This window comes from Aeromicrobium senzhongii, from assembly GCF_014334735.1.
Taxonomy (GTDB): Bacteria; Actinomycetota; Actinomycetes; order Propionibacteriales; family Nocardioidaceae; genus Aeromicrobium; species Aeromicrobium senzhongii.
In genome coordinates, this window is sequence record NZ_CP060587.1 from 448,812 (window position 1) to 463,835 (window position 15,024).

At 69.0% G+C, this 15,024-nt stretch carries 7 protein-coding genes; 5 read left to right on the forward strand and 2 right to left on the reverse strand.

Features of this window, described 5'->3' with window-relative positions; translation table 11 throughout:
• Nucleotides 1–244 precede the first annotated feature (244 nt).
• Nucleotides 245–3,793, forward strand: coding sequence for a DNA-directed RNA polymerase subunit beta (gene rpoB, locus H9L21_RS02275; protein ID WP_154595860.1), 3,549 nt, complete (start codon nt 245–247; stop codon nt 3,791–3,793).
• A 44-nt stretch (nt 3,794–3,837) separates the two neighbouring features.
• The gene (locus H9L21_RS02280; RefSeq protein ID WP_187411721.1) at nt 3,838–7,662 is read left to right on the forward strand and encodes a DNA-directed RNA polymerase subunit beta'; all 3,825 of its coding nucleotides are present in this window, start codon (nt 3,838–3,840) and stop codon (nt 7,660–7,662) included.
• An 88-nt stretch (nt 7,663–7,750) separates the two neighbouring features.
• Here the strand turns inward: H9L21_RS02280 and H9L21_RS02285 are convergent, their stop codons facing one another.
• Together H9L21_RS02285 and H9L21_RS02290 are read right to left on the reverse strand one after the other, a co-directional pair.
• The gene (locus H9L21_RS02285) at nt 7,751–8,899 is read right to left on the reverse strand and encodes an acyltransferase family protein (RefSeq protein ID WP_154595858.1); all 1,149 of its coding nucleotides are present in this window, start codon (nt 8,897–8,899) and stop codon (nt 7,751–7,753) included.
• A 64-nt stretch (nt 8,900–8,963) separates the two neighbouring features.
• Nucleotides 8,964–10,070 carry a hypothetical protein gene (locus tag H9L21_RS02290; RefSeq protein ID WP_154595857.1) on the reverse strand — a complete coding sequence of 369 codons (1,107 nt, stop codon included), beginning with the start codon at nt 10,068–10,070 and terminating at the stop codon, nt 8,964–8,966.
• Between the two features lie 61 nt (nt 10,071–10,131).
• Between H9L21_RS02290 and H9L21_RS02295 the strand changes: the two genes are divergently transcribed.
• The 3 genes from H9L21_RS02295 to H9L21_RS02305 are packed head-to-tail and all read left to right on the forward strand — an operon-like array spanning nt 10,132 to nt 15,024.
• Nucleotides 10,132–11,430 (forward strand): hydroxyacid-oxoacid transhydrogenase, encoded by a 1,299-nt coding sequence (locus H9L21_RS02295; RefSeq protein ID WP_154595856.1) that lies wholly within the window; start codon nt 10,132–10,134, stop codon nt 11,428–11,430.
• Between the two features lie 10 nt (nt 11,431–11,440).
• Nucleotides 11,441–12,190, forward strand: coding sequence for a GntR family transcriptional regulator (locus tag H9L21_RS02300; RefSeq protein WP_154595855.1), 750 nt, complete (start codon nt 11,441–11,443; stop codon nt 12,188–12,190).
• A complete protein-coding gene (locus H9L21_RS02305) occupies nt 12,187–15,024 on the forward strand; it encodes an FAD-binding and (Fe-S)-binding domain-containing protein (protein ID WP_154595854.1) in 2,838 nt (945 codons plus the stop codon). The genes H9L21_RS02300 and H9L21_RS02305 overlap by 4 nt, the downstream gene beginning before the upstream one ends.

Sequence of the window (15,024 nt, forward strand, 5' to 3'; positions counted from 1 at the left end):
TCGGCCTTGTCAAGGCCCGGGGTTGATATCGGTGTGTCGTCGGGTTAGTCTTAAGGTTCGCACCCACTTTGCCATGCCCTGAAACTGTGCTGTCCGTGGTGGACAGGCCTTGACAGGGCTCCTGAAGCGTGCGCGCTCGCGGCACCAGCCGCGTGACTTCGTGCGGCGAGAGCCGCGCGTCGACAACTGAAGAGTACAGAACCGCCACGTTCATCGCATGCGAGTTCCTTCGGAAGGACTTCTCTTGGCCGCCTCGCGTACCGCCGCACACCCGAACCACAGCAGCAACCCGCGTATCTCTTTCGCGAAAATCGCCGAACCGCTCGAGGTTCCCGAGCTCCTCTCCCTGCAGACCGACAGCTTCGACTGGCTGATCGGTAGCGACGCCTGGCGCGAGCGCGTCGAAGCCGATCTGGCTGCGGGCCGCAACGATGTCTCGGCCAAGTCCGGCCTGGAGGAGATCTTCGAGGAGATCAGTCCCATCGAGGACTTCTCCGAGACGATGAGCCTGTCGTTCCGCGACCACCGGTTCGAGCCGGCCAAGTACTCCGTCGAGGACTGCAAGGATCGCGACGTCACGTACGCCGCCCCCCTGTTCGTCACCGCCGAGTTCATGAACAACGAGACCGGCGAGATCAAGAGCCAGACCGTCTTCATGGGCGAGTTCCCGCTCATGACCGACAAGGGCACCTTCATCATCAACGGCACCGAGCGTGTCGTCGTCTCCCAGCTGGTCCGTTCGCCGGGTGTCTACTTCGAGCGCACCGCCGACAAGACGTCCGACAAGGACATCTTCACGGCGCGCGTCATCCCCTCGCGCGGTGCCTGGCTCGAGTTCGAGATCGACAAGCGCGACATCGTCGGCGTCCGTCTCGACCGCAAGCGCAAGCAGTCCGTCACGATGCTGCTCAAGGCGCTCGGCTTCACCGAGGAGCGCATCCTCGAGGAGTTCGGCCAGTACGAGTCCGTCCGTCTGACGATGGAGAAGGACTCCGTCCGCAGTGACGTCGTCCGCGAGGAGCTCGAGAAGAAGGCCCGCGACGCCGCCGTCACCAACGAGATGGTCGACGCCGAGGTCACGCGTCGCTCGCTCATCGACATCTACCGCAAGCTGCGTCCGGGCGAGCCGCCGTCGGTCGAGGCCGCGCAGACCCTGTTGGAGAACTACTACTTCAACCCGAAGCGCTACGACACGGCCAAGGTCGGTCGTCACAAGATCAACAAGAAGCTCGGCACGGACGCCGCCTTCGACCAGCAGACCCTGACGCTCGACGACGTCGTCGCCACGATCCGCTACGTCGTCGCGCTGCACGACGGTGCCACCGAGCTCGAGACCCCGGCCGGCACCATCCCGGTCGAGGCCGACGACATCGACCACTTCGGCAACCGCCGCATGCGCACCGTGGGCGAGCTCATCCAGAACCAGCTGCGTACGGGCCTGGCCCGCATGGAGCGCGTCGTGCGCGAGCGGATGACGACCCAGGACGTCGAGGCCATCACGCCGCAGACCCTGATCAACATCCGTCCGATCACCGCGGCGCTGAAGGAGTTCTTCGGCACCAGCCAGCTCTCGCAGTTCATGGACCAGAACAACCCGCTCGCGGGCCTGACGCACAAGCGTCGTCTGTCGGCCCTCGGCCCGGGTGGTCTGTCGCGTGAGCGCGCCGGCTACGAGGTCCGCGACGTCCACCCGTCGCACTACGGCCGCATGTGCCCCATCGAGACGCCTGAAGGCCCGAACATCGGTCTGATCGGCTCGCTGGCGTCCTTCGGTCGGATCAACCCGTTCGGCTTCGTCGAGACGCCGTACCGCCGCGTCATCGACGGCAAGGTCAGCGACCAGATCGACTACCTGACCGCCACCGACGAGGACCGCTACATCGTCGCGCAGGCCAACTCGCTGCTCAACGACGACGGCTCGTTCGCCGAGGACGCCGTGCTGGTGCGCCAGCGTGGCGGCGAGGCCGAGCTCCGCCCGGCCGCCGAGGTCGACTACATGGACGTGTCGCCGCGCCAGATGGTGTCGGTGGCCACGGCCCTGATCCCGTTCCTCGAGCACGACGACGCGAACCGCGCGCTCATGGGCGCCAACATGCAGCGTCAGGCCGTCCCGCTGATCCGCAACGACGCCCCGCTCGTCGGCACCGGCATGGAGTACCGTGCCGCCGTCGACGCCGGTGACGTCACCGTCGCCAAGAAGCCCGGCGTCGTCAAGGAGGTCTCGGCGGACTCCGTCGAGATCATGGAGGACGAGGGCACGTACACCACGTACCGCCTGGCGAAGTTCCGTCGCTCGAACCAGGGCACCTGCACGAACCAGCGCCCGCTGGTCCGCGAGGGGCAGCGCGTCGAGGCCGGCACGCCGCTGGCCGACGGTCCCTGCACCGATCACGGCGAGATGGCGCTGGGCACCAACCTGCTCGTCGCCTTCATGCCGTGGCAGGGTCACAACTACGAGGACGCGATCATCCTGTCCCAGCGCGTCGTCCAGGACGACCTGCTGACCTCGATCCACATCGAGGAGCACGAGGTCGACGCCCGCGACACCAAGCTGGGCCCGGAGGAGATCACGCGCGACGTCCCGAACGTCAGCGAGGAGACCCTCGCCAACCTCGACGAGCGCGGCATCATCCGCATCGGCGCCGAGGTCGGCAACGGCGACATCCTCGTCGGCAAGGTCACGCCCAAGGGCGAGACCGAGCTGACCCCCGAGGAGCGCCTGCTGCGCGCGATCTTCGGCGAGAAGGCGCGCGAGGTGCGCGACACCTCGCTCAAGGTCCCGCACGGCGAGTCCGGCACCGTCATCGGCGTGCGCGTCTTCGACGCGTCCGAGGGTGACGAGCTCAGCCCCGGCGTGAACCAGCTGGTCCGCGTCTACGTGGCGCAGAAGCGCAAGATCAGCCACGGCGACAAGCTCGCCGGCCGTCACGGCAACAAGGGCGTCATCGCCAAGATCCTGCCCATCGAGGACATGCCGTTCCTCGAGGACGGCACGGCGGTCGACATCGTCCTGAACCCGCTCGGTGTGCCCGGTCGTATGAACGTCGGCCAGGTCCTGGAGAACCACCTGGGCTGGATCGCCAAGTCGGGCTGGGAAGTCCCGGCCGACGTCAAGGACGAGTGGGCCGAGCGCCTGCGCAAGATCGGTGCCGACTCGGCTCCGCCGAACACGAACATCGCCACCCCGGTGTTCGACGGTGCGCGCGAGGACGAGATCTCCGGTCTGCTGTCCAACACGCGTCCCAACCGTGACGGCAACCGCATGGTCCAGCCCGATGGCAAGGCGGTGCTCTTCGACGGTCGTACCGGCGAGAAGTTCCCCGGCCCGATCAGCGTCGGCTACATGTACATGCTGAAGCTGCACCACCTGGTCGACGACAAGATCCACGCGCGCTCGACCGGCCCGTACTCGATGATCACCCAGCAGCCGCTCGGCGGTAAGGCCCAGTTCGGTGGCCAGCGCTTCGGTGAGATGGAGGTCTGGGCCCTCGAGGCCTACGGCGCCGCCTACGCGCTGCAGGAGCTGCTGACGATCAAGTCCGACGACATCGTCGGCCGCGTCAAGGTGTACGAAGCCATCGTGAAGGGCGAGAACGTCCCCGAGCCGGGAATCCCCGAGTCGTTCAAGGTTCTCGTCAAGGAGATGCAGTCGCTGTGTCTCAACGTCGAAGTGCTCTCGGCCGACGGCAGCGCCGTCGAGATGAAGGACTCCGAGGAGGAGTTCTTCCGCGCCGCTGAAGAGCTCGGTATCGACCTGTCCCGCCGCGAGCCGTCGTCCGTCGACGAGCTCTGAGCACCGGACACCCACTCAGAACTTCGAAAGGGAAAGAAGACACCGTGCTCGACGTGAACTTCTTCGATCAGATCAAGATCGGTCTCGCGACCGCCGACGACATTCGCAATTGGTCGTTCGGTGAGGTCAAGAAGCCGGAGACGATCAACTACCGCACGCTCAAGCCCGAGCGTGACGGACTCTTCTGCGAGAAGATCTTCGGTCCCACCCGGGACTGGGAGTGCTACTGCGGCAAGTACAAGCGCGTGCGCTTCAAGGGCATCATCTGTGAGCGCTGCGGCGTCGAGGTGACGCGCTCGAAGGTCCGCCGTGAGCGGATGGGCCACATCGAGCTCGCCGCCCCGGTCACGCACATCTGGTACTTCAAGGGTGTGCCCAGCCGTCTGGGCTACCTGCTGGATCTGGCTCCGAAGGACCTCGAGAAGGTCATCTACTTCGCGGCCTACATGATCACCTCGGTCGACGAGGACGCGCGTCATCGTGACCTCGACAGCCTCGAGGCCAAGATCCGCCAGGAGATCGACCAGATCGAGAACCGCAAGAACGACGCGATCAACTCCCGAGCCCTCAAGCTCGAGGAGGACACCGCGGCGCTCGAGGCCGAGGACGCCAAGGCGGCCGAGCTGCGCAAGGTCCGCGATGCGGCCGAGCGTGAGATGGGCCAGCTGCGCGATCGTCACGACCGTGAGATCGCGCGCATCCAGGAGGTCTGGGACCGCTTCAAGAACCTCAAGGTCCAGGACCTCGAGGGTGACGAGATGCTGTTCCGCGAGATGCAGTACCGCTTCGGCAAGTACTTCGACGGCTACATGGGCGCTGCGGCGATCCAGAAGCGCCTGCAGGACTTCGACCTCGAGGCCGAGGCCGAGTCGCTGCGCGAGATCATCGCGACCGGCAAGGGCCAGCGCAAGACGCGTGCCCTGAAGCGGCTCAAGGTCGTCTCGGCGTTCATGGGCAGCGAGAACAACCCCGCGGGCATGGTCCTGGACGCCGTCCCGGTCATCCCGCCGGAGCTGCGCCCGATGGTCCAGCTCGACGGTGGCCGTTTCGCCACCAGCGACCTGAACGACCTGTACCGCCGCGTCATCAACCGCAACAACCGCCTCAAGCGACTGCTCGACCTCGGCGCGCCCGAGATCATCGTCAACAACGAGAAGCGGATGCTGCAGGAGGCCGTCGACTCGCTGTTCGACAACGGCCGTCGTGGCCGTCCCGTCACGGGTCCGGGCAACCGTCCCCTGAAGTCGATCTCGGACATGCTGAAGGGCAAGCAGGGCCGGTTCCGTCAGAACCTGCTCGGCAAGCGCGTCGACTACTCGGGCCGTTCGGTCATCGTCGTCGGCCCGCAGCTCAAGCTGCACCAGTGCGGTCTGCCCAAGCAGATGGCGCTCGAGCTGTTCAAGCCGTTCGTGATGAAGCGCCTGGTCGACCTGAACCACGCGCAGAACATCAAGAGCGCCAAGCGCATGGTCGAGCGTGCTCGGCCGGTCGTGTGGGATGTCCTCGAAGAGGTCATCACCGAGCACCCCGTGCTGCTCAACCGCGCGCCCACGCTGCACCGTCTGGGCATCCAGGCGTTCGAGCCCCAGCTGATCGAGGGCAAGGCCATCCAGATCCACCCGCTCGTGTGCTCGGCGTTCAACGCCGACTTCGACGGTGACCAGATGGCCGTGCACCTGCCGCTGTCGGCCGAGGCTCAGGCCGAGGCCCGCATCCTGATGCTCTCGACGAACAACATCTTGAAGCCGTCGGACGGCCGACCGGTCACCATGCCCACCCAGGACATGATCATCGGTCTGTACTTCCTCACGCTCGACCGTGAGGGTCACGTGGGCGAGGGTCGTGCCTTCAGCTCGACCTCCGAGGCGACGATGGCGTTCGAGCGTGGCGAGATCACGCTGCAGAGCAAGGTCAAGATCCGCATCGACGGCGAGATCCGCGAGACCACGCTCGGCCGGGCGATCTTCAACGAGACGCTGCCCGCGGACTACCCGTTCGTGAACTTCCAGGTCGGCAAGAAGGAGCTCGGTGTCATCGTCAACGACCTCGCCGAGCGCTACAGCAAGGTCGACGTGGCGGTGGCGCTGGACAACCTGAAGGACGCCGGCTTCCACTGGGCGACCCGCTCGGGTGTCACCATCTCGATGGACGACGTCGTCAGCCCGCAGGACAAGGTCGAGATCCTCGAGAAGTACGAGGGTCAGGCGGCCAAGGTCCAGCAGCAGTTCGACCGCGGTCTGATCACCGAGGACGAGCGTCGCCAGGAGCTCATCGAGATCTGGACCCAGGCCACGGCCGAGGTCGCCTCGACGATGGAGGAGCTGTTCAAGGCCAGCGGGGACAACCCGATCTGGATGATGGTCAACTCCGGTGCTCGCGGCAACATGATGCAGCTGCGTCAGATCGCCGCCATGCGAGGCCTGGTGGCGAACCCGAAGGGCGAGATCATCCCGCGCCCGATCAAGGCGAACTACCGCGAGGGCCTGTCGGTCGTCGAGTACTTCATCGCGACCCACGGTGCTCGTAAGGGCCTGGCCGACACCGCGCTGCGTACGGCCGACTCGGGTTACCTGACCCGTCGTCTGGTCGACGTCAGCCAGGACGTCATCATCCGCGAGGAGGACTGCGGCACCGAGCGCGGTCTGCCCAAGACGATCGCGACGCGACTCGACGACGGCACGCTCGTCGCCGCCGAGAACGTCGAGACGTCGGCCTACGCCCGCAACGCGGCGGTCGACATCGTCCACCCGGAGACCGGTGAGGTGCTGGTCGGTGCAGGCGAGGACCTCGGCGACGTCGAGATCCACCACCTCATCGCCTCGGGCGTCGAGACGATCAAGGTGCGCACGGTCCTGACCTGCGACGCCAAGACCGGCACGTGCGCCAAGTGCTACGGCCGTTCGCTGGCCACCGGCAAGCTCGTCGACATCGGCGAGGCCGTCGGTACCATCGCGGCCCAGTCGATCGGTGAGCCCGGCACCCAGCTGACGATGCGTACCTTCCACACCGGTGGTGTGGCCGGTGACGACATCACCCACGGTCTGCCGCGCGTCGTCGAGCTCTTCGAGGCCCGTCAGCCCAAGGGCAAGGCGCCGATCACCGAGGCAGCCGGTCGTGTCACGATCGACGATTCGGACAAGGGCCGCAAGCTGGTCGTCACGCCGGACAACGGTGGCGAGCCGATCGAGTACCCGGTCACCAAGCGCGCGCGCCTGCTGATCCAGGACAACGACTCGGTCGAGGTCGGTCAGCAGCTGACGCACGGTACTCCGGATCCGCAGGAGGTTCTGCGCATCCTGGGTGTCCGCAAGGCTCAGGAGCACCTGGTCGACGAGGTCCAGGAGGTCTACCGCAGCCAGGGCGTGGCGATCCACGACAAGCACATCGAGATCATCGTCCGCCAGATGCTCCGTCGCGTGACGGTCATCGAGCAGGGCGACGCGCGACTCATCCCCGGCGACCTCGCGGACCGCGCGGTCTTCGAGGAGGAGAACCGTCGCGTGGTGGCCGAGGGCGGCACCCCCGCCTCCGGTCGTCCGGTCCTGATGGGCATCACGAAGGCCTCGCTGGCCGTCGAGTCCTGGCTGTCGGCCGCCTCCTTCCAGGAGACGACCCGCGTCCTCACCGAGGCCGCGATCCAGGGCAAGTCGGACTCGCTGCGCGGTCTGAAGGAGAACATCATCATCGGCAAGCTGATCCCGGCAGGCACCGGCCTGGATCGGTACCGCAACATCCGGGTCGAGCCGACCGAAGAGGCGCGTCAGAACGCCTACGCGGTCACCGGCTACGACAGCTTCGACTACCAGTTCGGAGCATCGGACGCGGCGCCGGTGGCGTTGGACGACTACGACTTCAGCTTCGACAGCTGAGTCACTGAGTCACCGCGAAGGGGCCCTGCCGATCCGGCAGGGCCCCTTCGTCATGCCCGGCTCCGTCATGGCGGGCAGCCGCAGGCGGTCAGCGCAGCCGCGGGCTGAGCGGGACGTCGAGGTGCGGCGGCAGCGCCTCGTCGACGCCTCGGTCCCACACGTCGGGGTGGGCGCCGCGGTGGTAGGTGTCCTCCTGCGGGTCGCGGAACATCCACGTGAGGCGCGGCTCGAAGACGGGCCGGAACACCGTGGCCACGGGCTTGGTCATCAAGACGTTGGCGACGATGATCGCGACGACGATGCAGCCCAGGACGGCGGTGGCGCCGTACGGCTCGATCCGCTCCCAGAGCCGGAAGTGCCGGTCGAGCCACACGATGATGAACCCGTGCAGCAGGTAGCAGTAGAACGTGCGGCCACCCAGCGTCGTGGTCCAGGAGCGGGCACGAGGCACCAGTGAGAGCGCCGCCAAGGTGAGCACGAATGCGATCACCAGCAGGGCGGCCCGCGTGGCGATGCCCTCCACCGGGCCGGCGTCGAGCTCGTCGTAGCGGGCCTTCCACAGCAGCCACGTGGTGGGCCAGCGGTCGGCCCACGACTGCGCGTACAGCTGGCACAGCACGAACGTGGCTGCCAGCAGCACGACGGCGGCCGCCCGGATCCGGGCGCGGCCCAGGCGCAGGAACAGGTCGCGATCGAAGTGGAGCCCGATGACGTAGAACGGCAGCAGGCCCAGGACCTTGGGCAGGGCCAGCACGTTCGGGATCTCGATGAGGCCCGACAGCAGCGAGATCAGGACGGCCGTCGTGATCGGGTACTTCAGCGCCCGCCAGATCGGGGTGGTCAGCCGCCAGATGAACAGGGCGGCCAGGAACCAGCCGAGCCACTGCGGCGACAGGATCATCCAGTGCTCGGGCTCGCCGTCGTAGTGACGGGTGATCAGCTGCAGGCCGGTCTCGACGATCAGGTACGGGACGATCAGGGTCGACACGATGCGCCTGATCTGGCGGAAGTCGCCGACGTAGTGGCGGGCCGTGTAACCCGAGATCAGCACGAAGAACGGCATGTGGAAGGCGTAGATCCACGTGTAGACGCCGCGGGCCGAGTCCATCACGACCAGCTCGGTCAGTGAGTGGCCGACCACCACCAGGAGCATCACCCAGTACCGGGCGTTGTCGAGGTAGGCGACGCGTTCCTTGGGCGTGGTCGTGCTGATCGGCAGGGGGTCGAGTCGGCTCATCGCCCTCGACTCTAGTTGCTCGGCCGCCCGAGGACAGCCCGGTGAACCTGCCGCGAGAGGAGGCTCAGACCGTCGGGTCGACGAACAGCGCGAGGTAGTTGCCGCGCGCCGAGAGCGTGTGCACCGTGCGGATCCGGCGGCCGTCGGCCCCGGTGCCCCACGTCGTGATGATGACCTCGTTGAGGTCGGCGACGACGTCGCGCTTCAGCGCCGCCTCCGGGACCCGTCCCTGGGTGAACGCCGTCGCGATCTCGGTCGCGATGGACGCCCGCGGGGTGGTCATCGTGGCGAACGCCGGGCGCTCCCCGGACAGCAGGACCGTCGCGCTCGTGGGCGGGGTGTACCCGTCGAGCACCAGCTCGGGCGCGTCCTCGTCCATCTTGGGCCAGATCCAGCCCGTCTTCTCGTCGGTGTCCTCGACCTTCGGCGGGTCGGCCAGGTCCTCGGGAGAGCGCTCCTCCTGGCCCGTGCGCGGGTCGCCGACGTAGGCCAGCGACAGCGTCATGACAGGACGTTCGAGGGAGGCGTAGTTGCCCGTGCGGGTGGGGACCCGGCCCGGGTCGACCGTCAGGACCACGTGCAGGTCGCGGCCACCGGGGCTCACCCCGGTGACGTCGAGCTTGCAGCCGGTGATCCGCCGATCGGTGGCCTTGCAGTACGCGGCCAGGTCGTCGGTGACGATCTCGGCCTCGGGCAGCAGCACGGAGAGGTCGGCCAGCATCCGGCGCAGGACGAGCGTCGGGTTGCCGTCGACGCGCATGAGCGAGACGAAGGTGTCCGGACGCGGCGGATCGTCGAGGTCCTCGAAGAGGTCACCCTCGGGCCGGGTGTCGAGCGTGGGCGTCGGTGTCGGCGTGGGCTCGGTGGCCTCGCCGTCCTCCTCCGCCTCCGCGGCCTCCTCGAGCGCCTGCTCGGCACGCACGGCGTCCAGTTCGGGCTTGTACGCGTCGATGAGGCGCTCGCTGCGGTAGCGCACCAACGGGCCGAGCTGGGTCGCCCCGTCCGGCACGCTGATGCCGTATCCGATCGGGCTGGCCGGACCGGACTCGTGGGAGTCGATTCCCGGGGGAGTGGTCGTGCGATCGGCGCTGGGGATCGCCCCAGTGGAGGTGCACCCGGTCAAGATCAGCAGCGCCGCTGTCGCGGCGATGGCGGCAGTCAGACGACGCATCGAATCCCTCGGTAGATGTGGACCTCCCGAGGATACCGGGTGGCGTCGTATGGTTCTGTCCATGTTCGCGCCGAGCCAGCCCGAGTCCATCTTCACCTACGGTGCCCCCGCCTTGAAGTTCGGACCGGGCGCCCGTCACGAGATCGCGCACGACCTCGGTCGATTCGCCGCGAGCCGGGTCCTGGTGGTGACGGACCCGGGGGTCGCGGCCACGGGCGCGCCCCAGGAGCTCGCCGACCGCATCGAGGCGACAGGCGTCGAGGCCATCGTGTTCGACGGCACTCGCATCGAGCCGACGGACGCCAGCCTCAACACGGCCATCGACTTCGCCCGCTCCCACGGCCCGTTCGACGTCGTGATCGCGTTCGGCGGAGGCAGCAGCATCGACACCGCCAAGGCGGTCAACCTGCTGCTGACCAACGAGGGCGAGCTGATGGACTACGTCAACGTCCCGGTCGGCCGTGGGCAGGCGCCGGCCAAGCCGTTGCTGCCGCTCATCGCCGTCCCCACCACGACGGGCACGGGCAGCGAGAGCACGACCATCTGCGTGCTGGACGTCGTGGCGCAGCACGTGAAGACCGGCATCTCGCACGCCGCGCTGCGTCCGACGTACGCGGTGGTCGACCCCGAGCTCACGATCACGCAGCCGGCGGGGGTCACGGCCGCATCGGGGCTGGACATCCTGTGCCACGCGCTCGAGAGCTACACGGCGCGCCCCTTCACCTCGTACGAGGCCAAGGCCCCGCAGGAGCGGGTGCCGTACTGCGGCTCCAACCCCATCGCCGACCTGTGGGCCGAGAAGGCGTTGACCCTCATGAGCACGGCGTTCCGCGAGGCGGTCCGTCACGGGGACGACGTGGCCGCGCGGGAGCAGATGGCGATGGCGGCGACCTTCGCCGGTCTGGGGTTCGGCAACGCCGGAGTGCACATCCCGCACGCCAACGCCTACCCGATCGCCGGCCAGGTGGGCGACTTCCACCCGGACGACTACCCGAAGCCCGACGGCACCACGGGCCACGGCCTGGTGCCCCACGGCATGGCCGTCTCGATGACCGCGCCGGCGGCGTTCCGCTTCACGTTCGAGGCGGCGCCGGACCGGCACGTGCGTGCGGCCCGGCTGCTGGACCCGGACGCCGTCATGACCGACGATCCGGCCGAGCTGCTGCCGACGGTGCTCACGGCGGTGATGCGCGACGTGGGCGTCCCGTCCGGGCTCGCCGAGCTCGGGTTCGGCGAGTCCGACCTGCCGTCGCTGGCCGAGGGCACTCTGAAGCAGCAGCGCCTGCTGGCGACCGCTCCCCGCGAGGTGACGGAGGACGACGTCGTCACGATCCTGTCCGGCTCGGTCGAGCTGTGGTGACGGCGCGCGCGTGACGGCACGTCCCACCGCGGCCGACCGGGTGTTCGCGCTGCTGCGCGAGCGCATCGTCGGCGGCGACCTGGCCGCGGGCTCGCAGCACTCGATCTACCGGCTGTCCGAACAGCTGGACGTGTCGCGCACGCCGGTGCGTGAGGCGGTGCTGCGTCTGGCGGACCTGGGCCTCGTGGAGGTCGAGCGCAACCGGGGCATCCGCATCCGCGGCGTGACGGTTGCCGACGTCCGTGAGGTCTTCGAGCTGCGGCTCCTGCTGGAGGTGCCGGCCGCCGCGGCCGCCGCCCGTCGCGCGGACGCGATCCTGCGCTCCGCGCTGGTCACGAACATCGAGGTCACGCGTGAGCACGCGCGGGCCGGCCGCGAGGCCGACTTCACTCGGGTCGACCGGGACTTCCACGCCTTGATCGCCTCCGCGTCGCAGAACACCCGGCTCGAGGCCGAAGTGGCGCGGCTGCGCGACTCGATCCAGGCACGCGGGGTCTCGACGTTCGGTCGCTCGCGCCCCCTGGCCGAGGTCGTCGCCGAGCACGCGCCCGTGGCCGATGCCATCGGGCGGGGCGAGCCCGAGCAGGCCGCCGGTGCGATGGCCGATCACCTCGAGCACACCGGCACCCTGCTGATGGGACAGGTGGCGGCTCGCGACGAGGTCGTCGATCGCCGGTGGGCCGCGCCGGTGCGTGCAGCGGTCGCGGCAGCAGGCAGTAGCATGCTACTGACGGACGACTCTGACGAAGGACCGCGATGACCACGCCCGGCCTGGACGACCGCCTCGACACCACCGGTGACGTCGTGGCGGCACTCGAGCGAGCCGGCGTGCGCGACGTCGACTCCTCCTCGCTGGCGCGGGCGCTCTACAGCTCGGACGCCTCGCTCTACCGCGTCGAGCCGACCGTCGTGGTGCGACCGCACGACCTCGACGAGGTCCACGCCGTGGTCGAGGCGTGCCGGACGACGGGAACGCCGCTGACGTCGCGCGGCGCCGGAACCTCGATCGCCGGAAACGCGGTCGGTACAGGTGTCGTGCTGGACTTCTCGCGCCACATGAACCGGATCCTCGCGATCGACGAGGCGACCCGCACGGCCGAGGTGCAGCCCGGCGTCGTGCACGCCGCCCTGCAGCGCGTGGCCGCGCCGCTCGGGCTGCGTTACGGACCCGACCCCTCGACCCACACCCGATGCACCGTCGGCGGCATGATCGGCAATAACGCCTGCGGCAACCGGGCTCTCGGGTACGGCCGCAGCGCCGACAACGTGGCCGCGCTCGACCTGCTGACGATGGCGGGGGAGCGGTTCCAGGTCGGCCGGGACGTGGCGGTGACGTCCGACCGTCTCCAGGGACTGCGCTCGCTGGTCGGTGCCAACCTCTCGACCGTGCGCACCGAGTTCGGGCGGTTCGGCCGCCAGGTCTCGGGCTACAGCCTCGAGCACCTGCTGCCCGAGCGGGGCTTCGACGTCGCCTCGTTCATGGCCGGCACCGAGGGGACGCTCGCCGTCACCCTGGGAGCGACCGTCGACCTCGTGCAGGACGCGCCGGTGCGCCACCTCGTGGTGCTGTCCTTCGCGTCCATGGCCGAGGCCGCCGACCACGTCCCCGCGATCCTGCCCTTCGAGCCGATCGCCTGCGAGGGACTGGGCGGGCGCATCGTCGAGGTCTACCGAGCGGCTCACGGCGTCTCCTCGGTCCCCGACCTGCCGAACGGCGACGGGTTCCTCTACGTCGAGCTGGCCGGTGACGACGCCGCCGAGCTGCGCGCACGGGCCGACCGGGTCGTCCGTGCATCGGGCGCCCTGGGGCACCGGCACGTCACGTCGCCGATCGAGCAGTCGGTGCTGTGGCGGATCCGCGAGGAGGGTGCCGGACTCGCCTCGCGTGCGTGGGACCGTCCGGCGCTGGCCGGCTGGGAGGACGCCGCGGTCCCGCCCGAGCACCTCGGTGTCTACCTGCGCGAGTTCGAGGACCTGCTCGCCCAGCACGACCTGCACGGCACCCTCTTCGGTCACTTCGGTGACGGCTGTGTGCACGTGCGCATCGACTTCCCCCTGGACGCGCCGGACGGGCACCGGGGGTTCCGCTCCTTCCTCACCGACGCGGCGACGCTGGCGGCCTCGCACGGCGGATCGTTCTCGGGGGAGCACGGCGACGGTCGGGCCCGCTCCGAGCTGTTGCCGCTGATGTACTCGCCCGAGGCCATCGGCCTGTTCGAGCAGGTCAAGCACGTCTTCGATCCCGAGGACCTGCTGAACCCCGGCGTGCTGGTCCGTCCGCGTCCCCTCGACGCCGACCTGCGCACGCTGGGCGCGGGCTGGCCCGCAGGTCTGCCGGGAACTCGCAAGGGACTGAAGCTGCTGCACGACCACGGCGACTTCGGTGCCGCCGTGCACCGCTGCACGGGTGTCGGCAAGTGTCTGGCCGCGCCCGCCGCGGGGGTCATGTGCCCGTCGTTCCAGGCGACCCGCAACGAGAAGGACTCCACCCGGGGTCGCTCGCGGGTCCTGCAGGAGATGGTCGACGGCCGCCTCGTCGGTCAGGGCTGGTCGAGTCCCGAGGTGCACGAGGCGCTCGACCTGTGCCTGTCGTGCAAGGGCTGCCTGGGCGACTGCCCCACCGGGGTGGACATGGCCAGCTACAAGTCCGAGGTCCTGCACCAGACGTACCGGGGCCGACTGCGTCCGCGCAGCCACTACATCCTTGGTCGCCTGCCGATGTGGGCCCGCCTCGGTGCCCCGCTGGCGCGGCTGTCGAACATGGCCCTGCGCCTGCCCGGGATCGCTCACCTGGCGCGCTGGGTCGCGGGCATCGACCAGCGTCGCAACATCCCGGCGTTCGCGCCGCGGACGTTCTCGCGCGAGATGGCCGACCGCGAGCCGGCCGTCGGCGGTGATCCGGTGCTGGTCTGGGCCGACTCGTTCACCGAGTACTTCTCCACCGAAGCCGGTCGCGCCGCGGTGCGGCTGCTCGAGGCCGCCGGGTACGAGGTGCGATTCCTCGAGCGGCAGCAGTGCTGCGGCCTGACGTGGATCTCGACCGGCCAGCTCGATCACGCCGCGAAGCTGGCCGGTGCGGCGGTCGAGCAGCTGCACCCGTTCGTCGCGCAAGGCATCCCCGTGGTCGGTCTGGAGCCGTCGTGCCTGGCCGTCCTGCGCACCGACGCCGTCGAGCTGGTCGACGACCCCCGGGCCGCCGAGGTCGCCCGCGGGGTCTTCACGCTGGCCGAGCTGCTGCGTGACCGGGAGCAGCTCGAGGTGCCCGACCTCACGGGCCGCACCCTGGTCGTGCAGCCGCACTGCCACCAGTCGTCCGTGATGGGCTTCGACGCCGATCTCCAGCTGCTCGCGCGTACGGGCGCGACGGTCAAGCGGGTGGGCGGTTGCTGCGGACTGGCGGGCAACTTCGGGGTGGAGAAGGGGCACTACGAGGTGTCGGTGGCCGTCTCCGAGCTGCAGCTCATGCCCGCCGTGCGCGAGGCCGGGCCGGACGCGATCGTCGTGGCGGACGGCTTCAGCTGCCGCACGCAGCTCGAGGACCTCGCCGACGTCCGGGCCGTCCACCTGGCTCAGCTCCTGCTGGGGGAGCGCTGA

Bases quoted from the DNA above. Each gene is read 5' to 3' on its own strand.
- H9L21_RS02285 (WP_154595858.1), bottom strand. From the start codon at position 8,899: ATGAGCCGACTCGACCCCCTGCCGATCAGCACGACCACGCCCAAGGAA.
- H9L21_RS02295 (WP_154595856.1), top strand. From the start codon at position 10,132: ATGTTCGCGCCGAGCCAGCCCGAGTCCATCTTCACCTACGGTGCCCCC.
- H9L21_RS02290 (WP_154595857.1), bottom strand. From the start codon at position 10,070: ATGCGTCGTCTGACTGCCGCCATCGCCGCGACAGCGGCGCTGCTGATC.
- H9L21_RS02305 (WP_154595854.1), top strand. From the start codon at position 12,187: ATGACCACGCCCGGCCTGGACGACCGCCTCGACACCACCGGTGACGTC.